This window comes from Micromonospora sp. NPDC000442, from assembly GCF_042898635.1.
Lineage (GTDB): Bacteria > Actinomycetota > Actinomycetes > Mycobacteriales > Micromonosporaceae > Micromonospora.
Map to the genome: position 1 here is coordinate 1 of NZ_JBIAYZ010000034.1, position 21,914 is coordinate 21,914.

At 67.1% G+C, this 21,914-nt stretch carries 18 protein-coding genes and 1 pseudogene; 11 read left to right on the top strand and 8 right to left on the bottom strand.

The window, feature by feature from the left end; genetic code table 11:
- Nucleotides 1-108: 108 nt before the first annotated feature.
- The 4 genes from ACFY2A_RS29290 to ACFY2A_RS29305 all read right to left on the bottom strand — a co-directional run bounded on the left by ACFY2A_RS29290 (nt 109) and on the right by ACFY2A_RS29305 (nt 5,541).
- Entirely contained in the window at nt 109-2,196 is a 2,088-nt protein-coding gene (locus ACFY2A_RS29290; protein ID WP_387176413.1) for a glycogen debranching N-terminal domain-containing protein, read from the bottom strand.
- Nucleotides 2,196-2,603 (bottom strand): SCP2 sterol-binding domain-containing protein, encoded by a 408-nt coding sequence (locus ACFY2A_RS29295; RefSeq protein WP_387176415.1) that lies wholly within the window; start codon nt 2,601-2,603, stop codon nt 2,196-2,198. The genes ACFY2A_RS29290 and ACFY2A_RS29295 overlap by 1 nt, the downstream gene beginning before the upstream one ends.
- A gap of 92 nt (nt 2,604-2,695) precedes the next feature.
- Nucleotides 2,696-4,636, bottom strand: a complete 1,941-nt coding sequence (locus ACFY2A_RS29300; RefSeq protein ID WP_387176417.1) for an aldehyde dehydrogenase — start codon at nt 4,634-4,636, stop codon at nt 2,696-2,698.
- 35 nt (nt 4,637-4,671) lie between these two features.
- The gene (locus tag ACFY2A_RS29305) at nt 4,672-5,541 is read right to left on the bottom strand and encodes an alpha/beta fold hydrolase (RefSeq protein ID WP_387176419.1); all 870 of its coding nucleotides are present in this window, start codon (nt 5,539-5,541) and stop codon (nt 4,672-4,674) included.
- Between the two features lie 90 nt (nt 5,542-5,631).
- Between ACFY2A_RS29305 and ACFY2A_RS29310 the strand changes: the two genes are divergently transcribed.
- From ACFY2A_RS29310 to ACFY2A_RS29350, 9 genes are all read left to right on the top strand, one after another.
- On the top strand, nt 5,632-6,141 hold the full coding sequence (locus ACFY2A_RS29310; protein ID WP_387176421.1) for a CGNR zinc finger domain-containing protein: 510 nt from the start codon (nt 5,632-5,634) through the stop codon (nt 6,139-6,141).
- A gap of 355 nt (nt 6,142-6,496) precedes the next feature.
- A complete protein-coding gene (locus ACFY2A_RS29315) occupies nt 6,497-7,078 on the top strand; it encodes a TetR/AcrR family transcriptional regulator (RefSeq protein WP_387176423.1) in 582 nt (193 codons plus the stop codon).
- Nucleotides 7,079-7,642: 564 nt separating this feature from the next.
- The gene (locus tag ACFY2A_RS29320) at nt 7,643-7,975 is read left to right on the top strand and encodes an ATP-binding cassette domain-containing protein (RefSeq protein ID WP_387176425.1); all 333 of its coding nucleotides are present in this window, start codon (nt 7,643-7,645) and stop codon (nt 7,973-7,975) included.
- Entirely contained in the window at nt 7,972-9,579 is a 1,608-nt protein-coding gene (locus tag ACFY2A_RS29325) for an alpha/beta hydrolase (protein WP_387176427.1), read from the top strand. Before ACFY2A_RS29320 ends, ACFY2A_RS29325 begins: the two co-directional genes overlap by 4 nt.
- A gap of 81 nt (nt 9,580-9,660) precedes the next feature.
- On the top strand, nt 9,661-10,731 hold the full coding sequence (locus ACFY2A_RS29330; protein ID WP_387176429.1) for an LLM class flavin-dependent oxidoreductase: 1,071 nt from the start codon (nt 9,661-9,663) through the stop codon (nt 10,729-10,731).
- Nucleotides 10,728-11,417, top strand: a complete 690-nt coding sequence (locus ACFY2A_RS29335) for an NADPH-dependent F420 reductase (protein ID WP_387176431.1) — start codon at nt 10,728-10,730, stop codon at nt 11,415-11,417. The genes ACFY2A_RS29330 and ACFY2A_RS29335 overlap by 4 nt, the downstream gene beginning before the upstream one ends.
- 9 nt (nt 11,418-11,426) lie before the next feature.
- The gene (locus tag ACFY2A_RS29340) at nt 11,427-12,713 is read left to right on the top strand and encodes a glutaminase (RefSeq protein ID WP_387176433.1); all 1,287 of its coding nucleotides are present in this window, start codon (nt 11,427-11,429) and stop codon (nt 12,711-12,713) included.
- Nucleotides 12,710-13,435 carry a flavodoxin family protein gene (locus ACFY2A_RS29345; RefSeq protein ID WP_387176435.1) on the top strand — a complete coding sequence of 242 codons (726 nt, stop codon included), beginning with the start codon at nt 12,710-12,712 and terminating at the stop codon, nt 13,433-13,435. Before ACFY2A_RS29340 ends, ACFY2A_RS29345 begins: the two co-directional genes overlap by 4 nt.
- Nucleotides 13,436-13,548: 113 nt before the next feature.
- Nucleotides 13,549-14,493 (top strand): DUF5996 family protein, encoded by a 945-nt coding sequence (locus tag ACFY2A_RS29350; protein ID WP_387176438.1) that lies wholly within the window; start codon nt 13,549-13,551, stop codon nt 14,491-14,493.
- A 254-nt stretch (nt 14,494-14,747) separates the two neighbouring features.
- Here ACFY2A_RS29350 and ACFY2A_RS29355 read toward each other — a convergent pair whose 3' ends face one another.
- Nucleotides 14,748-15,176 carry an SRPBCC family protein gene (locus tag ACFY2A_RS29355; RefSeq protein WP_387176440.1) on the bottom strand — a complete coding sequence of 143 codons (429 nt, stop codon included), beginning with the start codon at nt 15,174-15,176 and terminating at the stop codon, nt 14,748-14,750.
- A 705-nt stretch (nt 15,177-15,881) separates the two neighbouring features.
- Between ACFY2A_RS29355 and ACFY2A_RS29360 the strand changes: the two genes are divergently transcribed.
- Nucleotides 15,882-16,070, top strand: coding sequence for a hypothetical protein (locus tag ACFY2A_RS29360; RefSeq protein ID WP_387176442.1), 189 nt, complete (start codon nt 15,882-15,884; stop codon nt 16,068-16,070).
- Nucleotides 16,071-16,141: 71 nt separating this feature from the next.
- On the opposite strand, the gene ACFY2A_RS29365 is transcribed toward ACFY2A_RS29360, so the two are convergent.
- Both ACFY2A_RS29365 and ACFY2A_RS29370 read right to left on the bottom strand, forming a co-directional pair.
- Nucleotides 16,142-16,687 (bottom strand): hypothetical protein, encoded by a 546-nt coding sequence (locus ACFY2A_RS29365; RefSeq protein WP_387176444.1) that lies wholly within the window; start codon nt 16,685-16,687, stop codon nt 16,142-16,144.
- A gap of 205 nt (nt 16,688-16,892) precedes the next feature.
- A pseudogene (locus ACFY2A_RS29370) lies at nt 16,893-17,306 on the bottom strand (transposase); the annotation flags it as partial.
- A 391-nt stretch (nt 17,307-17,697) separates the two neighbouring features.
- Between ACFY2A_RS29370 and ACFY2A_RS29375 the strand changes: the two are divergent.
- Complete coding sequence (locus ACFY2A_RS29375; RefSeq protein WP_387176446.1) at nt 17,698-18,705, top strand: zinc-dependent alcohol dehydrogenase family protein; 1,008 nt, start codon at nt 17,698-17,700, stop codon at nt 18,703-18,705.
- Nucleotides 18,706-19,066: 361 nt separating this feature from the next.
- Here ACFY2A_RS29375 and ACFY2A_RS29380 read toward each other — a convergent pair whose 3' ends face one another.
- Entirely contained in the window at nt 19,067-21,835 is a 2,769-nt protein-coding gene (locus ACFY2A_RS29380; protein ID WP_387176468.1) for an ATP-binding protein, read from the bottom strand.
- Between the last annotated feature and the right edge of the window lie 79 nt (nt 21,836-21,914).

The following is a 21,914-nucleotide window of genomic DNA, read 5'->3' on the forward strand; positions in this document are numbered from 1 at the left end:
CAGCCCTTGGTCCTGATCCTCTTCCCTCGACAAGAAGAATGATCAACCAAGGGCTGCGGCCATGATCCGCCAGGGTCGATACAAACCGACCACAGATTAAAGATCAAGCTAGTCGCCGTGGGTAAGTCGGGCGACCGGCTCCGAGTGGTGGTCGGCGTCGCGGTGGCGGCGGGTGCGCCGACCGAACGCGTCGGCAAGCCCCCACCGCCCCGGTACGTCGAGCAGTTCGATCCGGCCCACCGACGGCGGCAGGTACGGATCGACGGCCAGATGGTCCGGGTACGGGCTGAGCCCCAGCATCGTGCGAAGCAGGAGCAGCGGCGCCCCCGCCGACCAGCCCTGAGGGCTGCACGCCGCCGGGTACTCGACCGGGTAGCCGGTCAGGCTCCGCTCGTAGCCGGCGAATGCCTCGGGCAACCGGCCGTCGAAGTACCCGGACGCAGTGATCATGCCATCGGCGATCCGGGCGGCCTCCTCCCGGAAACCGTAGCGCCACAGACCCCAGGCGATGATCGAGTTGTCGAACGGCCAGACCGCACCGACGTGGTAGCCGACGGGGTTGTATCGGAGGTTGGTGGTGGACAGGGTACGCACGCCCCAACCGGAGAACAGGCTCGGCCCAAGGAGGTGGTCCGCCACACGGCGTGCCCGCTCCGGCTCGACAATGCCGCTCCAGAGCAGGTGCCCCATGTTGGAGGCGAGCGCGTCAACGGGCTTGCCCTCCGGGTCGAGCGCAAGCGCGTAGTACCCTTCCTCCTCGATCCAGAAATCGCGGTTGAACTGTTCCCGCAGTTGCGCTGCCCCGCACTCCAAACGGTCGGCGTACTCGGGGTCGTTCCAGAACTCGCGGGCCATCCGCGCCCCGCGAATCTTCGCGTCGTAGGCGTACCCCTGTAGCTCGCAGGTCGCCCTGGGCAGGGCGGGCAGCCGGCCGTCCCGGTAGGAGATCGAGTCCCGGGAGTCCTTCCAGCACTGGTTCATCAGGCCGTTGCGGGTGTTGCGCCGCCGGTAGTAGATGTAGCCGGTGCCAAGCAGATCGCCGTACTCGTCGATCCAGTTGAGCGCGGCACGGGCTTGCGGTTCGAAACGCCGTACGGTTTCCACGTCGCCGCTCCACCGCTCGTACTCGTCGAGCAGGATGACGAACAGCGGGCTGGCGTCCGCAGATCCGTAGTAGGGGGTGTGCGGCTGTTCCTCGAATGCCGCCGACTCGCCGTACCGGAACTCGTGCAGGATCTTGCCCGGCTCCTCCTCGCGGAAGTCGTCGAAGGTGCTGCCCTGCAGCGTCCCCAACAGGCGCAGCACGGGCGGGGTCAGCGTGGGCGCGAACGGCAGCGTCTGCAGGCTGATGAAGATGCTGTCCCGGCCGAAGAGAGCCATGAACCACGGCAGTCCGGCGGTCGGGATCGGGCTAGTCGCGGTCAGCGACGAGTAACGCATCGCGGCCAGGTCGTACAGGCTGCGCTTGTACGCCGCGGCGAGGGGTTCGAAGTCGCAGGCGAGCCGCGGCGCGTTGTCGATCCATTGTTCCAACTCCTCGCGGACCTGTGGCCTGCTCCGCCGGCGGTACGCCTCCCAGACGGTAGCGGAACCGCCGCCCCCCCGATTGATGATCGGTTCCACCTGGAGCTCGACGTCCCAGCGGCCGTGCGGTTCGAGACGGATGTCGAAGGTCATGCCGCCGTCGTCCACCTTGGCCGGTCTATCACTGGAGATGATGGTGTCCCGGTAGAACGTCGCCCGCTCGTAGTGCAGATGGAGGCGCCCATCCTCCTGGCACACCGATCGCTTACCGCGCTTTGGCTGATTCTCCTTGACCTCGAAGATGTCGGCGAAGTCGGCGTCCGCGTCTATCCGGATGGAGACGTCCGCCGGTTCGATGTCGTGGTTGAGGACTACGATCCGTTCGACGAGACAAATGCCAATGGTCTGCTTACGGATGACCGAGAGCTTGGCGTTCACGTAGTGCGTGGGCTCCCCGGGGACGAGGAAGAACCGGGTCTCGAAGAAGTGCAGATCGCTGCGGGACATTGGGCTGAGTCGCTCCCCGTTGACGCGCAGCACCCAGGTCGACAGGAAGCGGGTGTCGAACGAGAAGAGCCCAGCCGGTGAACCCGGGGAAGGGGTGACATCGCCACGCACATCCGTGAGGAGGAACGTGTTTCCGTCCAGGATTCTGAGCGTCTTCTCGACCATTAGGAGCCGGCTTCCTCATGGACGAAATCCCGTGGGTGATGGCCGGTGGGCGGTCCGGCGAACAGCACCGTGGCGAGCATGTGCACCAGTCCCAGGTGGCCCTCGACCACAAGCGCGTTGCGGAAGAACAGCGGCACGAACCGTTCCTCGCCCCTGACCAGCCGGTCGAACGTATCGTTGTCGGTGCGCAGAACGGCGTCTGGCTCCGGCCGGGGGATTTCCGAATTTGGCCTGCGGACCCGGGCAGTCCCGCTCTCCAGGGTGACGAACCACTGTTTCACGACGGTGCCGGCCGACTCTGTCACGTCAAGGCGGACGGTGCCCGTGGGCTCCGGCGGAATACTCTTGACGGTACGGCTCTTCCCACGCTCCAGCATCTGGAGTGCGTCAGCCAGTTGGTCGCCCACTTGGCATCATCATCCTTCCCTCGCGTGCCACCTCGGCATGACCGTGACCAGCCCTCCGTCGGGCCCGCATCACCCGCTGCGCATGCCGCCCCTCAGATTCCGGACAGGGACGGGACGTGAGGCCCGAACGGGTACTGCCGGTCCAACGGCGAGATGGTGATCCACCGCAGGTCGGTGAACTCGGCGAGTGCCGCCCGGGAACCGAACCGACCCCAGCCGCTGGCCTTGACGCCGCCGAATGGCATCTGCGGCTCGTCGTGGACGGAGGTCCCGTTGATGTGGCAGATCCCGGCTTCGATCCGGCGGGCCACCTGCAAGGCGTTGGCCACGTCGCGGCTGAACACCGCGCTGGCCAGACCGAGCTCGGTGTCGTTGGCGACGTCAACGGCCTCGTCGACGCCATCCACCTCGATCACCGCAGCGACCGGCCCGAACGACTCTTCACTGTAGACCCGCATCTTCGGGGTCACGCCGCGCAGTACGGTCGGTGGGTAGAACAAGCCGTCGGCTCGGCCCCCGATGAGCACCTCGGCGCCATTGTTCTGGGCGTCGGCGATGAGCGACGCGACGTGGTCGACGGCCCGCTGGTTCACCAGTGGGCCGAGCTCGGTCGACGGTTCATGCGGATCGCCCATGGCCAGCCTGCCGGCGTGGGTCACCAGCTGGTCGAGAAACTCGTCGGCGACCTGGCGCTCCACCACAATCCGCTCGGTCGACATGCAGATCTGACCCTGGTTCATGAAGGAGCCGGCGACGGCGGCGCGTACCGCCGCCGGGATGTCCGCGTCGGCCAGCACCAGCATCGGCGCCTTGCCGCCGAGTTCGAGGACGGTGCGTTTCAGATGCCGGCCGGCCTTCTCGCCGATCACGCGCCCGACCGACGTCGACCCGGTGAAGTTGATGCAGCGGGTCTGCGGATGGCAGATCAACTCGTCGACAACGTCCGCCGCGTCGGCCGGTGCGTTCGTGATCACGTTGATCGCGCCGGGCGGCATGCCGGCGTCATGCAGGGCAGCGGCGATGGCCACATGGGTCGCCGGGGCCTCCTCGCTCGCTTTGAGCACCACCGTGTTGCCATATGCCAGCGGAAGCGCGACGGCTCGCATGCCGAGGATCAGCGGCGCATTCCACGGGGCAAGGCCGACGACCACTCCTACCGGCTGGCGGATGCCGAGCGCGGTCATGCCGGGCACGTCGGACGGGACGACGTCGCCGACGATGCCGTACGTCTGCGCGGCCGCCTCGATGAGCATGTCGGTGGCGAGCTTCAGGTTGAACTGGCCCCAGCTGAGCACCGCGCCGGTCTCCTGGCACATCGCCCCGACGATGTCGTCGCCGCGTTCGGTCAGCAGACCCGCGGCACGCTGCAGCACCTCGCGCCGTTGCCCCGGTGGCCACGTTCCCCAGGTAGCCCTCGCGGCGGCTGCCGCATCAACGGCAGCCGCCGCATCAGCACGGCCGGCGGCGGCAACCTCGGACAACGGCTTATTATCGACATTACGAACTTTTGTGGTCCTTCGCCCCGATTGGGCGGGTGCCCACCTACCGTCGATCAGCAAATCGACGGTGCGTATGGCGTCGGGCATGGCGACGCGGCCTCCCTCCAGTCGTGCGACACGACCTGTCGCTGCCACGGCGCGGCTCGACCCACCAGGGCAGCCAATGGCGTCGAAGTCCGACATGCTGACCGGAATAACCGAGTTACACCACTTCCAGTAGAATACTTCTCGGGGCGGCAGTGGGTGTGACTTCCGAAAGGAACCCTCCTCGTCAGAAGCCGCCACCGCCCGACGGAGCGCTCTGCGGGGGTTGCATTCGGGCGCGGTGGGTAGGACCGAGAATCGAAGCGAATCGAGCAGGCCCGCGAGATCGCCGAGGACGTCGACACCCGGTTGACGCAGCTGCTGCGCGAGGTGGCCACCGACCGAGGCCAGGCCCCTTCGCGGCAACGCATGCGTGAGGACGTACTGCGGGTGCGCACCTCCGCGGGTTACCGCGAGGAGCGGTGGGGTTGCCGCGCACGGCCGCGACAAAGCACGCCGCCGGCAGCCGTTAGCGAGGCAGCCCCTCAGTTGGCGCGTAGGACCCGGTTGAGAAAGTCGCGTGCGAGTTCGGTGAAGGCGTCGAGGTTGGTTTCCAGCAGGAAGTGTCCGGCGTCCCAGAGGTGAATCTCGGCGTTGGGTAGATCGCGGCCGAAGGCCGTCGCTCCGTCCGGGTGGAAAATCTCGTCGTTGCGGCCCCACACCGCGAGCAGGGGTATCTGGTTGGTCCGGAGGTACTCCTGCAGCCGCGGGTAGAGCTCACGGTTGGTGTGGTAGTCGCCGAACAGCCGCAACTGCACCTCATCGTTGCCTGGCCGCTGCAACCGCGCGTGGTCGATGGTCCATGTGTCCGGGGAGACCACAGTGGGGTCTGGTACGCCGTGGGTGTACTGCCAGATGATCGCGTCGAGGCCGAGCGCAGGCCGCAGCGCGGCCTCCGTCTGCGGATTCGGGTCATCGCCGTACGCCCAGATCGGCTTCCAAAACTCGGGCACGAATCCGGCCTCGTAGCCGTTGCCGTTTTGAGTGATGATGGCGGTCACCGGAGCGCTCGGCTGGAGCGCGAGCCGCCACCCGATCGGTGCACCGTAGTCCTGGACGTAGATGGCGTAGCGGTCGACGCCGATCTGGTCGAGTAACCCGGCGGTGAGGCGCGCCAAGGCGTCGAAGCTGTAGTCGAACTCTTCGACCCTCGGGCTGTCCGACTGGCCGAAGCCGAGGTGATCCGGCGCGATCACGTGGTACCGGTCGGCCAGCCTCGGAATGAGCTCACGAAACATGAACGAGCTGGTCGGGTAGCCGTGCAGCAGCACCACCGCAGGGGCGTCAGCGTCGCCTGCCTCCCGGTAGAACAGCTGCCGCCCCTCGACTGTGGCGTACCGGTGGAACACCCGCATCCCTAACCCCCATCGCCAGTAAGACTGGTTAGATACGCTACTGCTAGACTCCTAACCCGTCAAGGGTGGTGATGGCAGTTAGGGCTCGTGATGGCAGCATCGACCGACGAAGAACTTCTCCTGCTCATCCTCAACAGCACGCCACTCGTCGACGGTAAGCCGCAGGATCTCTTCAGCGACGCTACGGCGGCGCGTGCGACGCTGCGGCAACTTGGCGGCACCGGCACGTTCGAGGAGCTGAACGCTGTACGATCCGCCCGCTCTCTGCTGCAGGGCGTGACTCGCGGTGAGCTGACAGCCGACTGCCTCGCACCGCTCCTGGTCGGCGTACGCCAAGCTCCTTACTTGACGGCGACGCGCCTCGATTGGCGGCTCAGCGCCCCGGCGCATCACCAGTGTGTTGTACGGGCAGTGCTCACCTGGGCCAGCCTGCGCGAGAGCGCCCCCGGCCGCCTGCGGCCTTGCGCGAACGCCGAGTGCCGCCTCTTCCTACTCGATCGAAGCCGCGCCAACACTGCCCGCTGGTGCTCAATGGCAACCTGCGGTAACCGACTCAAAGCGCGGCGACACTACCGGAAGACACGAACGCAACCCTCATAGAGGTCCGGGTAAGGCGCAGCGCAGCCAGGCCGAGGCGGGCGGCACTCAACTCGGTAGCCCCTTCGTCGACGAGGGCTTCGGCAGCCTCGATCAGGAGGTACTCGATCAGTGCTCGACGCGCTCGATGCCCTGCGCTCCGGCGGCCGAACCGTCCGACTCGCCAGCCACGCGGAACTACGCAGGCGCATCCCATCGCGCCTACACGTGCGCAAAACCGCCACCGGCTCATCCGTGGTCATCGATGGTCGGATTCATGCACTGACCCGGAGGGTCCACCAGCTACCAGCGGCGGTACGCTTGGACGGTACTGTAGACCATCTGGTCAGTATTGGCGCGATTCATGATGGGTGGTCCGGTGGCTGAGGAGCGACGGACGCGGAACACTGAGCGCACGCGGCGGGCCGTGCTCGATGCCGCGACCCAGGTGATTCTGGCCAGAGGCGCCGCGGTCACCCTGGATCAGGTCGCCTCGGTCGCCGGTGTGTCGAAGAGCGGCTTGGTTCACCACTTCGGCAGTCGGGACCAGTTGGTGATCGCCGTGGTGGAAGACGTTCAGGAACGTTTCCGGGAGACGGTCCTCAGCTACCTCGACCTGTCGGAGAACTACCCCGGCAAGATGCTCCGTGCCTACGTTCGCGCACTCTGCGCTGGACGTTCGGATGCCGGAGCTGCGCACGACGTCACGTCAGCGGCGATTTGGATCGGTCTGCACGCGATCCCCGCGGTTGCCGCGGTAGCGGAAAAGCACAGTGCGTGGTGGAGCGAGCAGTTCGCCGTCGATGGGTTGAGCAACGAGCGCATCCAGATCGTGCGCCGAGCCGCCGAGGGCGTCGTCGTCGCCACCATGCACGGGGAAGAGGACGTAGTGAGCATCGCGACCGCGCGTCGCCTGCTGCTTGAGCTCGCCACTGACGGCACCTTTCCCACGCCCATCTGACGCGCTGGCGATCCTCTGAATCCCAGAAGACTGCGCTCTTTGACTTTGGCCTCGTGCAGCTCCGAGGTTTCGGGCTGCCGGCCGCGCCAGGCAGCCAGGATTGGGTCTGGCGTCGGGCAGCGGCGGGCCCCGCCGCCTGCGTGATCGCCTGTTCCTCCGCAGCCAATTCGGTGGCGCGGGCGGTCTCGACGCGCTCTGCGCGCCGGCCCAGGAGGTCGGTCAGTTTCGCTCTCACCCGATGCTGAGCTGAGGTTGGACCCAATCGGAGTAGGTAGCTGTCACCGATGGGAATTGCAACTGTTCCTGATCTAGGCCGCCACGGGAAGGCCGTGATCTCCACGCGAAGCGGTTGATGAAACGGATGCCGCAGGTCGAGACAGGCCCCGAGCTCGCGGCTTTCATCGCTGGTCAACCGCGTACAGGCCGCCCGAACCGGCGGGCTCGCACCGACAGCGACCAGCTCGCCTGCGTCGCAGTGCGCTGAGGGCGAGAGCTAAGGGGCTTTTACCGACGCGAAGGTGCCGCCAATGACGGAAGCCTTGTGCCGAGACGAAAGGATCCGCGATGCCCGTCAGCCAAGTCATCGAAGTCGCCCGACTGGACGCTCCCTACGACGAGTTCCACTCCGTCGAGGAGCTTTCGTTCCAGGTCGCGCGCCCGGAGACCTATGCACTCCGCGGCGCCAACGGGGTTGGCAAGACCTCGACGCTCGAGGTCATCGAGGGCCGCTGGATGACGTTGGCGGGCACGGTGCGTGTCTTCGGCAAGATCTCCGCGGACCGGCGCGCGGTGCGTTCCAGGGCGGGGATCAGGCTGCAGAGGAGCGGGTTCGCAGCCGACCTCACCGCCGCGGGAGTGTCAGGAAACGACCGTCAGCAGTCGAGGGCAGGGGTATGAAGTTGCGTCGAAGCGTGGCGGTCACCGTCGTCACCGGCATCGCCGCGACCCTGGTGGCGGCACCGGCGCAGGCCGATGGTCCGGCGACGTGGGTGGAATGGGGCGTGTGCCCCGAGGAGATCGCGATTGTCTCGCCGACGTTGCAGTGTGCGACGGTGTCGGTGCCGCTGGACTACCGGGATCCCGACGGTGTCGCAATCGACATTGCGGTGTCGCGGATCGCAAGTGCGAAGCCGGCTGAGCGCCGTGGCATCCTCCTGCTCAATCCGGGAGGCCCGGGCGCCTCGGGACTGGCGATGCCGGCTGACCTGGTCGGGTTGGGTCTGCCGAGCAGCGTGTCGGAGCGCTACGATCTGATCGGCATGGACCCTCGGGGGGGCGGGCTTTCGGCCCCGGTGAGCTGCGGCTTCACCGGCGAGCTGGACTATTTCAGCAACGTTCCGCCGTACGCGGTCGACGACGCGGCGGTTATCGAGCGGGCGAGGACCGCGAAGGCGGCCGCTGAATGGTGTGTGGCCAACGACACCGAGGGTCGGCTGCGGCATATCACGACCGCGAACACGGCCCGTGACCTGAACGCGATCCGTGCGGCGCTCGGCGAGGAGAAGGCCAGCTTTTACGGTGCGTCGTACGGGTCGGCCCTGGGCGCCGCGTACGCGTCGATGTTTCCGGACACCACCGACCGCGTCGTGATCGACAGCAACCTCGGCGACACTCACCTCGACTATGCGGCGCAGCGCCGGTTCGGCCTGGGTGTGGAACAGACGTTTCCTGACTTCGCCGCTTGGGCGGCGGCCCGGCACGGTGCCTACGGCCTGGGCCGTACCCCGGCGCAGGTACGCAAGACCTATTTCCGCCTCGCCGAACGGCTGGACGAGACACCGGTGGGCTACGTCAACGGGGCGGCCTTCCGGTTCACCACCTTCGCGGCCCTCTACGGGAAGGTCAATTATCCGGCACTGGCACAGGACTGGCAGTCGCTGCTCCGCGGCGAGGACGCGGCGGTCACCGGGGCGGGCGACCGTGTCGCGACGCCGGCGGAGGTGTTGCCCTGGGACAACTTCCTGTCGGCGTACCTCGCCGTGACCTGCAACGACGTCAACTGGCCCGAGGACGTTCGCACCTACCGGCACGCGGTCGCCAAGGACCGCAAGAGATACCCGATGTACGGCGCGGCCAGCGCGAACATCACCCCCTGCGCGTACTGGGCGCACGAGCCGTCTGAACCGCCGGTACGGATCAACGACAAGGGGCCGCGCAACGTGCTGATCGTGCCGAACCTACGCGACCCGGGCACGCCGCACCGAGGTGGTGAGCTGATCCGGGAGAAGTTCGCCAAACGCTCCCGGCTGGTAAGCGTCGACGGTAGCGGGCACGGCGTCTACGTGTACGGCGACAACGCGTGCGCGCTGAACGTGACCACGGCGTACCTGGTAGACGGCACAATGCCGAAGGACACCTCCTGCGGGCCCGCGACCCGCAGGCTCCACGCCGACGCCGCCCTTCGGCGCGCCGACACCCTCGGCCAACTGCATTGCCGAAGCGCCGCCACGTTCGGCGGGAAAGCGATCAAGGAGTACGCCTTGCCGGCAACGCGAGGTTGAGAGGCAGCGAAGAACCGGATCAGCATCGACCACGGTGCGGATCATGCGGGAGATGGCCGACACATAGAGGAGTTGCCCGCGATGGATGCATCGCAGATCGAGTTCGGTATCGACAGTTTCGGAGACCGTCCCCGTGATGACCGGGGGGAGATCGTGTCGCACGCGCAGGCGATCCGCGCGGCAGTGGCCGAGGCTGTCCTAGCCGACCAGATCGGCATCGATGTGGTCGCATTGGGCGAGCACCACCGGCCGGAGTACGCGATCTCCAGTCCGGAGACGGTGCTCGCCGGCATCGCGACCGCCACGGAGCGCATTCGGCTCGCGTCGGGGGTGACGGTGCTGTCTTCGGATGATCCGGTGCGGGTGTTCCAGCGCTTCGCCACGGTCGATGCGCTCTCCAACGGTCGCGCCGAGGTGATCCTAGGGCGAGGGTCGTTTACCGAGTCGTTCCCGCTGTTCGGGTACGACCTGACGGACTACGAAGTGCTGTTCGAGGAGAAGATCGACCTGTTTCACCGACTCCTGGACGAGAAACCGGTGACCTGGAAGGGCACCACTCGCGCCGCCCTGCAGAACGCGGACGTCTACCCGAAGACGGACTCGGGACGTCTGAACACCTGGGTGGGAGTTGGCGGTACGCCGCAGTCGGTGCTCCGCACGGCGCACTACGGGTTCCGGCTCATGCTCGCCATCATCGGTGGCGCACCCGATCGCTTCGCTCCGTACGTGGACCTGTACCGACGCGCGCACCAGCAGCTCGGCACGACCGCTGCGCCGGTCGGGATGCACTCGCCCGGCTTCGTCGCCGTGACCGACGAGGAGGCCAGGGAGCTGTTCTACCCCGGCTACCGGGAGATCCGCGACCGGATCGGCGCGTTGCGCGGTTGGCCGCCGCTCCAGCAGCGGGAGTTCGATGCCGACGTGGAGCACGGCTCGCTGTACGTCGGGTCGGTCGAGACCGTCGCGGCGAAGATCGCCCGCGCGATCCGGGTGTTGGACGTGGGCCGTTTCGACATGATCTACTCCGCCGCCGGGACGGTCGCCGCCTCCGCCCGGATGCGGTCGGTCGAGCTGTACGGCACGCAGGTCATCCCGCGGGTGCGTGAGCTTCTGGCCGAGCAGTCCACGGTCACCGCGCGGGGGGCACGATGACCTCCCAGGTCACCACCATCGGCATCCTGGGCGCCGGGAAGGTCGGCACCGTCCTGGCCCGCCTGGCCGTCACCGCAGGCTACCGCGTCCTTATCTCCGGCTCCGGAGATCCTGCGAGGATCGCCTTGACCACCGAGGTGCTGACCCCCGGCGCCACTGCCGGGTGGCCGACCGAGGTCGCGGCGGCCGCGGACGTGGTAATCCTCGCGCTGCCGCTCGGCAAGCACCGCGAGCTCCCGGCAGACGAGCTGAGGGGAAAGCTCGTGGTGGATGCGATGAACTACTGGTGGGAGGTTGACGGCCCCCGCGACACGGTCGTCCCGTCCGGTGTGTCGTCGAGCGATGCCGTGCAGCGGTACCTGAGCGGCACGCGTGTCGTGAAGGCCCTGAACCACATGGGCTATCACGATCTCGAGGACGAGGCTCGTCCGGCAGGGCAGTCCGGGCGCAAGGCGATCGCGGTCGCCGGCGACTCTTGCGAGGACGTTGCCTCGGTGTCACAGCTGATCAACGCCTTCGGATTCGACGCCGTTGCGATCGGCTCCCTTTCGGCCGGCGCCCGTCTCGAGCCTGGGACTGCTGCATTCGGTGCGAATGTCGAGGCCGCCGAGTTGCGAACCCTGACCGCGGCCTGCCGGGCTGGTGGCGCGCGAGGCCCCGCGGACACTGCCTCCGCGAGAACTTGAGGAGGACAGATGCGGTCAATCGTTCCCGACTATCTGACCGAGGTGCTTGGAGATGTCGAATCGGACACCTCCGGGGAGCCGGCGGGGTACATTCCGGAGCTCGCGACAGCTGATCCTGAGCGTCTCGCAGCGGTCTTCGTCACCGTCGACGGCACGGTCCACGGTGCCGGCGACGTCGATGCCGCGTTCACGATCCAGTCGATCTCGAAGCCTTTCGTGTACGCGATGGCGCTCTCCGATCGCGGCTTCGATCGGGTGCTCCCCAAGGTCGGGGTCGAGCCGTCCGGGGAGGCGTTCAACGAGATCTCCCTCGAAAGCGACACGGGGCGTCCCCGCAATCCGATGATCAACGCCGGCGCGATCACCGCTCACTCACTGGCCGGACGGGAGAACCTGAAGCCCGTCGAGCGGGTCGACCGCGTCGTTCAGGGGCTTTCGGCGTTCGCGGGCCGCCAGCTGACGGTCGATGAGACGGTGTGCGCATCCGAGATGGAGAGCGCGCACCGCAACCTCGCCATCGCGCACATGCTCCGCAGCCACGGCATCCTCACCGAGGACCCGAGGGCCGTCGTCGATGGCTACATCCGTCAGTGCTCGGTGCTCGTGACCACCCGGGATCTGGCGATGATGGCGGCGACGCTGGCCAACCGCGGGGTGAATCCCCTGTCGAACGAGCAGGTGGTGGACGGGGCAGTGGTGCGCCAGGTCCTGAGCGTCATGGCCACCTGCGGAATGTATGACGCCGCCGGCGACTGGGCCACACAGGTCGGCATCCCGGCGAAGAGCGGTGTGGCCGGGGGACTGATCGGTGCGCTCCCTGGTCAGCTCGGTATCGCCACCTTCTCGCCTCGGTTGGACCGGCACGGCAACAGCGTGCGCGGAGTGTCGCTGTTCGAGCGGTTCTCGTCCGACATGGGGCTGCATGTGATGGAGGTTCCTCCCGCGGCGCGCGCGATCGTGCGTTCCAATCGGGTACTGGGCGGCGGAGCGGACGCGACCCGGGTTCTCCGGCTGCAGGGCGGAATCCGCTTCGCGGGAGCCGAGCGGATCGTTCGCGAGTTCGTGGAGAGTTCCCCTTCGGAGCCCCGAGTGGTTCTCGACGTCTCGCTTGTGCACTCCATCGACGATGTGGCCCGACGAATGCTCCTGGAACTCGCCCGTCGGCTCACGCTCGACGGTCACGAGGTCTATCTCGTAGATCCGGAGACGATGATCCCGGACCCGGATCCCGGCGACGGTGGCCGACTCACGGTCATCGATTTCATTGATCACTTGCGAAAGGAAAGGACCCCATGACCGCGACGGGGATCGAGAAGCCCGATTTCACTGGGCTGCGCGCGTTGTACATCAACTGCACCCTCAGCCGTTCCCCTGGCCGTAGTCACACTCAGGGGGTGGTCGACCGCAGTGTGGCGATCATGGAGGCGAACGGGGTGAGTGTGGACCAGATTCGCGCGGTCGACCATGACATCGCTACCGGTGTGCGACCTGATATGACTGAGTATGGGTGGGATACCGACGAATGGCCCGCGTTGCTGGCCCGGGTGCTGGCGGCTGACATTCTGGTCATCGCGGGGCCGATCTGGCTCGGTGACAACAGTTCGGTGACCCGTCGGGTGATCGAGCGGCTCTACGGTTACTCCGGTGTGCTCAACGAGCAGGGGCAGTATGCCTACTACGGGCGGGTTGGTGGCTGTCTGCTCACCGGCAACGAGGACGGTCTGAAGCATTGTGCGATGAGTATCCTCTACAGCTTGCAGCACATCGGTTTCACTGTTCCGCCGCAGGCCGATGCGGGTTGGCTCGGTGAGGTGGGTCCGGGGCCGTCTTACCTTGACGAGGGTTCGGGTGGGCCGGAGAACGACTTCACCAACCGCAATACTGCGTTCATGACCTACAACCTGCTGCATCTCGCGTCGATGATGCGTCGTGCCGGTGGGTTCCCGGCCTACGGCAACCAGCGCACGGCCTGGGATGCCGGAGTTCATCCGGATGCCGCCAACCCGGAGTACCGCTGACCAGAAAAGATCGTCGATCAGCAGACCGGTGGTCCCCCTGGAAGTTACCGGCTGCGGGACACGACCATGACGACCGTCACCTTGTCGTGACAGGGCCAAGGATGTGAGTAGTGATGACAAGTCTGGCGATGATGAGTTGGCCGAGTCTGCGGGTCTCGGACTGGACCGATACCCGCGAGACCCTGCACATGTGGACGCAGATCGTGGGCAAGATCCGCATGGCGCATGCTCCGTTTGTCAATCACTGGTGGCAGGTGACCCTGTACGTGAGCCCGCGTGGGTTGACGACGTCGGCCATCCCGTACGGCACGGGGGCTTTCGAGATCGAGTTCGACTTCCTCGGTCATCGGCTCGACGTCCGTAGCAGCGACGGTGGCGCGCGGAGCCTCCCGCTGCGGCCGATGCCGGTCGCCGAGTTCTACTCGCGGGTCATGGCCATGCTCGGCGAGCTCGGGATCGAGGCACCGATCCGGGCGCGCCCCAACGAGGTCGATCCGGCGATCCCGTTCGCCGAGGACCACGAACACGCCTCCTATGACGGTGAGGCCGCCGTGCTGTTCTGGCGACAGCTGTTGCAGGCTAACCGGGTGATCGGTGAGTTCCGGTCGCACTACGTGGGCAAGGTCAGTCCGGTGCATTTCTTCTGGGGTGGGATGGACCTCGCCTGCACCCGTTTCTCCGGCCGGTCGGCCCCACCGCACCCCGGTGGTGTGCCCAACTGCGGGGACTGGGTCATGGTCGAGGGCTACTCCCGGGAACTGTCCAGCTGCGGGTTCTGGCCCGGCGGCGGCGAGGAGGGCGCCTTCTACTCCTACGCCTATCCCGAACCAGACGGATTCGCCGAGCAGCACGTCGGCCCCGACGGCGCGTACTTCAGCACCGAGTTCAAGCAGTTCCTGCTGCCCTACGAGGTCGCCCGCACCGCACCGGACCCCGACCGCGCGGTCGCCGAGTTCCTCCAGAGCACCTACGAAGCCGCCGCGAACCTCGGGCACTGGGACCGCTCCGCACTGGAGGACAACCCGTTGCGGTGGCACGACCGGAGCCCTGCTCGGTGAGGCCAGCAGTGTGACCGCACGATCGCCGCGTTACCCCCGCGAACACGAGTGGCGGTAACCGGTGGTACGGCCGATGGTCGAACTGCGCGACGCGCTGGGAGACGCAACTGCTCGCCGGACACGTCGCAAGCGATCTCTGATCGGACCGGCGTGCCCGGTCGGCCCGTATCGGGGATGAGATCCGAGGGAGGAAATATGGTCGTGAATGTGAAGGATGCCCCCCACTCATCGCGTTCGGGGCCGCGTACACGGCGTCATGCCTCTGCCCGCGCGGCGAGGGCCGTATTCATTGCCGCGAAGCCTGACTCGGTTGAGCGCAACACGCCGGGCATCATCATCACGAGCAGTCCGGAGAAGCGTTCTGACTGGGTGAACCGGGTCGAGTCGGTGGTGAGCGGTTCGATGTCGAAGGAGTGCGCGCCGTCGAAGATGCCTGGGATGAGCAAACGGCCGAGCCACGCGAGCCGCCGCTCGGGCTCGACGGCGGTGACGGTGGGAGTGAAGCGGCGCGGCTTAGCCCCGGGAAGTGCGATGGTCACCGCCAGCCGAGATCCACGGGTCAGGCTGCCATCAAGGTTCGTGATGAATGGGTTCCATTCCGGGTACGCAGCGGCGTCGGTGAGGATCGCCCATACGCGATCCGCGGGCGCGGCGATGTCGATCGTGTGGCTGAGGGTAGGCATGATCGTCCTCTCGTGGTCTGGCCTGAGGGCGACTCAGTGGCCAAATTGGTTGTGCGACATGGTGTCGCATAGTTTCAGGTTATTTCGGGGATGAAGTCTGGCGATCCGAATCGCCGTCAGTCATCGTCGGGTCACCAGACTCGCACCCGTGGCGACAGTTCGCGTCAGTGGAAGCTACTGAGATCTCGACCGGTCGCACCGTGCCGGCAAGTTATCTGAGCACGGCCGACGCTACTGTAGCCCGCGACCTGCTCGAGCACGCGTCAGCTGCCAGTTCGGAGCGCCAAAGCATGTGTGGCTGAAGCTGCACGACCAGCAAGCCAAGCACGAAGGTGAGCTGCGGGCTGCCCTCGCCGAGGTTCGCGGGACCGTGGGCGTGGACGACAAGGCGAGCATCCTGCGGGTCCTCGATGTCGTCCGGGTGGAGGCGGCACGTCAAAGAACACCGGCGGGACAAGCCAACGACATTTCCGCAGCGTCGTTGCGTGGCGCTCTGATTGACAGCTGCACGAACCGACCGATCAGACGAGGGGCGCAGGCGGCAATCGCCGAATCGGCCGCCCGGCACCACTCGGTCCGCGCGGCACCGCGGCGCTCGTTGGCCCTCACGAACGTGCACTGTCGGTGGCAGCGGAGCGTTCCGAGTTGGATACAGTAGCCGCAAACCGCATGCTGTCCGCTGACGACATTGCTACCTTGCCGCCGATGGCGAGGCGAAGGTACGTGGCGAGAGGCGCTGACGGCGGCTACCGGATCTGGGACAACCGGGCCTGCCAGTGGTGGGGCGACCTATATGAGCTCTGCCCAGACGAGTTGCTCAATGAGCTGAATGGCGCCCGTGACTACGCCAAGATCACGGCGCTGCTCCGGAAGTACCGAGCGCAGAAGCGGTAACGCCGTACATCGCCCGCCGGAGGGACAACCGGTCGTCGTCGCGGAAGCGTGGCCGGGCGCACGGGCCGGTGCTACGCAGGGGTGTCGTCTTGCCGGGCCGGCCCGAAGAGAGTCATGACGAGCGCCACGGTGCTGAAGAAGCCAGATCCCAAGGCCAGCAGAAGCGAGGGCACGAAGGCAGATGGCGGTGGCACCCAGCCACCAAGCACCCAGGGCAGCGTGACAAGGACGACGACCGCTGCCGTGGAGGTGACTTCGTTGACAACGAACGCCGTCGAGATGGCTGAGCTGCCGCGGGCGACTACACGGTAGGTCGTGTCGGCAGTTGAGGCAACCAGCAGGACCGAGAGCGCGATGAAAGTAAGAGCACCCCATATCGGCTCCAGGCCGGCGAGTGTGAGGGACACGATGAGCGGCACGGCCAAGACCAAGAAGACCCACCGCACTCCAGAGCGGAGGTAACGGTCGGCCGCAGCTGCGCCCCGGCGGGTCTTGTGCAGGTCGGAGTCGAGGTAGAAAAAGATTCCAATGAGGAATGTGCCGACGAGCGTGCCAGCAACTTGTGCCATAGTCACAAGAAAATCGTCGCTAATTTCTCGCATCGCGACCGACTCCACCCCAGCATGGAAGATGACCCGACAGCAGTCTCTCGGTCACCATACGGCCGACCGAGGAGGGCGTGTGCGCATTCGCAGTCTCGGCATTCGGAGGTGCCAGGTCCATGCGTTCAGGCGCGAGTTAGACCCGAGCTGCTCACCGCAGCCCGGCAGCTGCTGAACCAAATGGGCATTAGTACTTCAGCCGCACCTGGTGGAGGTGGAGCCTCGCGGCGGGCGGATCGTCGCACCAGCGGCGGGGCAGATACAACTGCCGGTCGATCAACGTGCGCCCCGCCAGGCTCGGGTAGGCGAGGAACACCCCCGAGCTGGCAGTTCTCCGTCCGCCCGGCCGTCCCGGAGTACTGACGCGGCACCCCAGCCGACTTGATCGCCTTCTTCAGGCAGCCGGTCTCGTCGACGATCAGCACTCGGTCGTCATGGCCGAGGTGCTCGGTCACATGGGCAAACAGGTCGCCGCGAACAACATGTCACCGGCGGCCTCGGTCAGGGTCCAGCCGTTCCTGCTCGCCAGCGGCGACAGCAACCCAACCAGGTACCTCAGCGCCTGCCGGCGCGGCTCCGCACGCCCGGCCCTGCCGGGTACTGTGTGCCACACACCCCGCTTCTCGAGGTGCAGTCGGCGCTCGACAGACTGACTTGGGTGGAGATCGACCGCCAGCGGTGAGCCGGTCAGTACCCCCTGTTCGTGACGCGAGCGGATGTCCCGGGGCGGCGATAGACTTGTCCCGCGTAATCGCTGGCAAACGCACCCGAGAGACGGTCTATCTGGTGGCGTCTCTGCCCACCACCCACGCCCAACCTGCTAACCTGCCGGAATGGGCCCGCCTTGAATGGCGATCGAGAACCGGCTGAATTGATCCGCGATGTGACCTTTCGCAACGGCGCCCCACCTGGCGCCGATTTTGGCATTGTCACCACTGGAGTGTGTGGATCGTGCGGCTGACACTGAGAAAGAAGCGCCCGTCCCGGCGCGTCGCGCGCTCAGAACCACGACGAGGAACATCGATATGACTGATTCGATGAAAGCCGTTGTGCTCGCTCGTTTCGGAGGGGCCGATGCTTTCGAGCTGCGCGACGTCTCCGTACCGCGAGTCGAATCCCGCCAGGTACGGGTGCGCGTCCATGCGACGGCCGTCAACCCGCTCGACTTTCAGATCCGTCGCGGAGACTACGCGGATTATGTGCCGCTCCCGGCGATCATCGGGCACGACATCTCCGGCGTGGTCGAGGAAGTCGGATCCCACGTGAGCGAGTTCCGCGTCGGTGATGCGGTGTACTACACGCCCCGGATCTTTGGCGGCCCCGGCTCCTACGCCGAGCAGCACGTCGCCGACGTCGACCTCGTCGGTCGGAAGCCGGAAAACCTCACGCACCTGGAGGCGGCGAGCCTGACCCTCGTCGGCGGAACTGTCTGGGAGGCCCTGGTGACGCGAGCTCAACTCATCGTGGGGGAGACGATCCTCATCCATGCAGGCGCGGGCGGTGTCGGCACGATCGCGATCCAGATCGCGAAGGCGATGGGCGCACGAGTGATCACCACCGCGAAAGCCGCCGACCATGAGTTCGTGCGCTCTCTCGGGGCGGATGCGGCGATCGACTTCACTTCGACGGACTACGTCGAGGCCGTGGCCGAGATGACGCGAGGCAAGGGGGTCGATGTCGTCTTCGACACGATCGGTGGCGAGACGCTCACGAGAAGCCCGCTGACGCTTGCCGACTTCGGACGCCTCGTCAGCATCGTCGACATCGCGCACCCGCAGAACCTCATCGAGGCGTGGGGCAGGAACGCCACCTATCACTTCGTCTTCACTCGACAGAACCGAGAAAAGCTGGACGCGCTCACCACGCTGGTCGAGCGCAGTCTCGTTGAGCCGATCATTGGCGCGACTCTTCCGCTCGCTCGAATGGGCGAGGCTCATGAGCTCCTGGAGAACAGGAGGTCGTATGCACTCCGCGGCAAGGTCGCGATCGATGTGGCGGGTGAAACTGTTGCGCTTCCCCCTCGCATCTCGTAGCGGAATGCGCCAGGCACTCGGGCGATGATCGCGGTGGGTCAACTCCGCCCCGACAGCCTCTGCCCTCGGCGGTGAAGTCGCGTTGCACGAGGTCGTCATGGACCGGTGGGCCGAACTTGCGGCCCATGCCGCGTTTCTTGCGCTTGCCGGAGGCCGCTCCACCAGCCGTTACCGGAGCAGATCCGCCACGCGGGACGGTCGGCCATCGTCCGCCCAGCGTCGCGGGCTCCGTCGACCAGGACGCGCTCACCGCTCATGAGCCGCGATCACGAGTAATGAGGTCAGGCTGCCGAACGCGGCTGGTAGGACGGGCGCCGACGCTCGGCCTTCGCAAGGGCTTCGGCCGTATGTGCATGTCTGGTCAGGGAAGCGGCAGATCCTTGAGCTGTCGGCGCGAGGTGATGCCGAGTTTGCGGAAGATGCTGCGCAGGTGCGCTTCGATGGTGCGTGGGCTCAGGAACAACTGTGCGGCGATCTCCCGGGAGGTCGCCCCGGTGGCGACCAATCGGGCGATGTGCAGCTCGTGAGTGGTGAGGGCGTGGGCCGGCTGGGTGCTGCGTTTGCGTGGGTGTTCACCGGTGGCGCGCAACTCGCGGGCGGCCCGGCCGGCGAACGCTTCTACACCCATGTCCGATAGCAGTTGGTGGGCGGTGCGGAGGGTCTTACGCGCGTCCTGGCGGCGGCCTTCGCGGCGCAGCCACTCGCCGTAGACGAGCTGTGCACGAGCCGCCTCGCTGGCCATCCGGGACTTTCCGAGCCGTTCGATCGCCTCGCGGTAGTGCTCCTCGGCCTCGGGTCCCGTGCTGGTCAGCGCTCGTGAGCGCGCCGCCAGGCCGAGCGCCCATGAGGTGCCGCACGCATCTGCGAGTGAGGTGAACTGCTCCAGTGCGAGCGCCGCTCGTGCCGGGTCGCCGGCACGGACGGAAGCCTCGATGAGCTCGGGTAGGCCCGCGCTGCTGATCGACTGTTCGTCGGACCTGCACGCCCTCGTCGCCGCTTCCTGCGCGACCGAGTAGTTGCCCGACCCGTTGTGGAGCACCGCCATCGCGTACTGAGCCAGGGAGACATCCGTACCGCCGTCGGGGTAGATGTCCTCTTGAGCAATGATGGCGTTGAGCGCGGTGGTCTCGGCCTGGTCGCCACGCCAGGCGTGGAGAATGACGCGAGCATGGTGCAGCGGCACGCCCCCGGTCGCCTGTGTGATCACCGTGGCCTCGGTGGCCAGCTCGTCGGCGTGGGCGAGATCGCCCATCAGGACCGATGTGATGGACAGGAAGTTGAGTGCGGCGGGGAGCGTCGCCAGCGCGCCGGCCTCACGAGCGAGCTGGACGTTGCGGCTGGCCAGTACATAGAGCAGCTCGTCGTCGAGGACCGCCACGGCGTTGCGGCCGGCCAGCCACAGCCACCGGTCGCTCTGGCTGGACTGCACAGATTCTGCCTGCGGGCCGTCGCGGAACGCTTCCAGCGCGAGCCGTAGCCCCGGCACTCCCGCCACATAGCCCCTCGTCAGGGTCGTCGCGAGCCCGTCGAGGAGCAGGTCCACCGGTCGCGGCGGCGCCTCGGGTGCGGGGGCGACCAGGGCCGCTTCGGCGATGCGCACCGCGTCGCCCCCTCCGTTGATGATCGCCGCATCCAGCGCATGTAGGTAGGTCTCGCGGGACAGTGCGGCGTCCAACGGGGCGAGTGCCTTGGCGGCATCCATCAGCATGCCCGGCACCTCGGTGCCTCGGGTCAGGTGGAAAGCGATCTGGGCTCGCAACAGGTCGAGATGCGCGCGTTGCAGGGGATCCAGCGGCCCGAGCGGCGCCGCCGTGAGCAGTTCCAGCGCGCTTTCGGACGCGCCGGCCTCGTGCTTGGCGCGGGCGGCTTCCAGCGTCCGCCGGGCACGGGTGGCGGGATCGGGGGTGAGGGTTGCCGCGCGCTGTAGGAACGCGGCCGCGGCGGCCAGCCCGCCACGGGCCCGTGCCCGGTCCGCCGAGCGTTCCAGCTCCGCGGCGGCTTCCTCGTCGGTGCCCAGGACCGCTTGTGCGCGGTGCCAGGCGCGCCGGTCCGGGTCGGTCTGCGGGTCGGTGGCGGCGGCCAGGGCGCCGTGGGCGCGGCGATGGTCGGGTGGCGTGGCGGCCCGGTAGACCGCCGAACGCGCCAACGGATGACAGAACCGCAACCGGATATCGATCTCGAGCAGTCCGGCGGCTTCTGCGGGTGCGGCCGCCGCGCGGGCGATCCTCAGCTCCGCGGCGGCGCGCCACAGCAGCGCCACGTCGCCGGTCGGCTCGGCGGCGGCAACCAGCAGTAGCAGCTGGGTGTCGGGGGGCAGATTGCCGGAGCGGCGCCGGAATTCGTCCTCGACGCGGTGCGGGACGCTGAGGGTGTCGGGCAGTTCGAACCCGCCGGCCAGCTGCATGGGCGGCGTGCTGCGGGGGAGTTCCAGCAGCGCAAGCGGGTTGCCGCGTGCCTCGGCGACGATCCGGTCACGGACCCTGTCGTCCAGCGGGGTGCGCACCGCGGCCGCCAGCAGCGCTTCGGCATCGGTCTCGCCGAGCCCGTCCAGGCGCAGTTCTGGCAGTCCGCAGAGCGGGTGACCCTCGCTCGTGCTGGCGTCACGTAGCGCGAAGACCAGAGCGATCCGCTCGGCTGCCACCCGGCGTGCCACGAACGCCAGGACCTGCGCGGAGGCCTCGTCCAGCCATTGGGCGTCGTCGACGAGGCACAGCAGCGGCTGTTCCTCGGCGATCTCGGCGAGCAGGTTGAGGGTGGCCAGCCCGACCAGGAACCGGTCCGGTGCCGCTCCGGCGCGTAAGCCGAGCGCCACGCCGAGGGCGGCCTGCTGCGGTTCGGGTAGCGCATCCGTGTGGTCAAGCAGTGGCGCGCACAGCTGGTGCAGACCGGCGAACGCGAACTGTGTCTCGGACTCCGCTCCGACCGATTGCTCGACTCGGAACCCCAAGGGAGCCGCGGTGTCGCGGGCGTGCTCCAGGATCGCGGTCTTCCCGATGCCCGCTTCCCCGCGCACCACGAATGCCCCGCTGCGTCCGGTCTGTGCCTGAGCGAGTAGGTGTTCGACGGCCTCGCGCTCTGCACGCCGGCCCAGAAGGTTCGCCAGTTCGCTCTCACCTGAGTCCGTCGGCAGCGTACAAGGAGCTAAGAACTAGGTGATTATCACCGACGCGAACCGCGGCCGCCAGAGCAGGGTCTCAACCGTGGCCGAG

Excerpts from the sequence above, each read along its gene's own strand:
- ACFY2A_RS29290 (WP_387176413.1), bottom strand. The coding sequence starts at position 2,196 with ATGGTCGAGAAGACGCTCAGAATCCTGGACGGAAACACGTTCCTCCTC.
- ACFY2A_RS29305 (WP_387176419.1), bottom strand. The coding sequence starts at position 5,541 with ATGCGGGTGTTCCACCGGTACGCCACAGTCGAGGGGCGGCAGCTGTTC.
- ACFY2A_RS29310 (WP_387176421.1), top strand. The coding sequence starts at position 5,632 with ATGGCAGCATCGACCGACGAAGAACTTCTCCTGCTCATCCTCAACAGC.
- ACFY2A_RS29320 (WP_387176425.1), top strand. The coding sequence starts at position 7,643 with ATGCCCGTCAGCCAAGTCATCGAAGTCGCCCGACTGGACGCTCCCTAC.
- ACFY2A_RS29325 (WP_387176427.1), top strand. The coding sequence starts at position 7,972 with ATGAAGTTGCGTCGAAGCGTGGCGGTCACCGTCGTCACCGGCATCGCC.
- ACFY2A_RS29330 (WP_387176429.1), top strand. The coding sequence starts at position 9,661 with ATGGATGCATCGCAGATCGAGTTCGGTATCGACAGTTTCGGAGACCGT.
- ACFY2A_RS29335 (WP_387176431.1), top strand. The coding sequence starts at position 10,728 with ATGACCTCCCAGGTCACCACCATCGGCATCCTGGGCGCCGGGAAGGTC.
- ACFY2A_RS29340 (WP_387176433.1), top strand. The coding sequence starts at position 11,427 with ATGCGGTCAATCGTTCCCGACTATCTGACCGAGGTGCTTGGAGATGTC.
- ACFY2A_RS29345 (WP_387176435.1), top strand. The coding sequence starts at position 12,710 with ATGACCGCGACGGGGATCGAGAAGCCCGATTTCACTGGGCTGCGCGCG.
- ACFY2A_RS29350 (WP_387176438.1), top strand. The coding sequence starts at position 13,549 with ATGACAAGTCTGGCGATGATGAGTTGGCCGAGTCTGCGGGTCTCGGAC.
- ACFY2A_RS29355 (WP_387176440.1), bottom strand. The coding sequence starts at position 15,176 with ATGCCTACCCTCAGCCACACGATCGACATCGCCGCGCCCGCGGATCGC.
- ACFY2A_RS29360 (WP_387176442.1), top strand. The coding sequence starts at position 15,882 with ATGGCGAGGCGAAGGTACGTGGCGAGAGGCGCTGACGGCGGCTACCGG.
- ACFY2A_RS29375 (WP_387176446.1), top strand. The coding sequence starts at position 17,698 with ATGACTGATTCGATGAAAGCCGTTGTGCTCGCTCGTTTCGGAGGGGCC.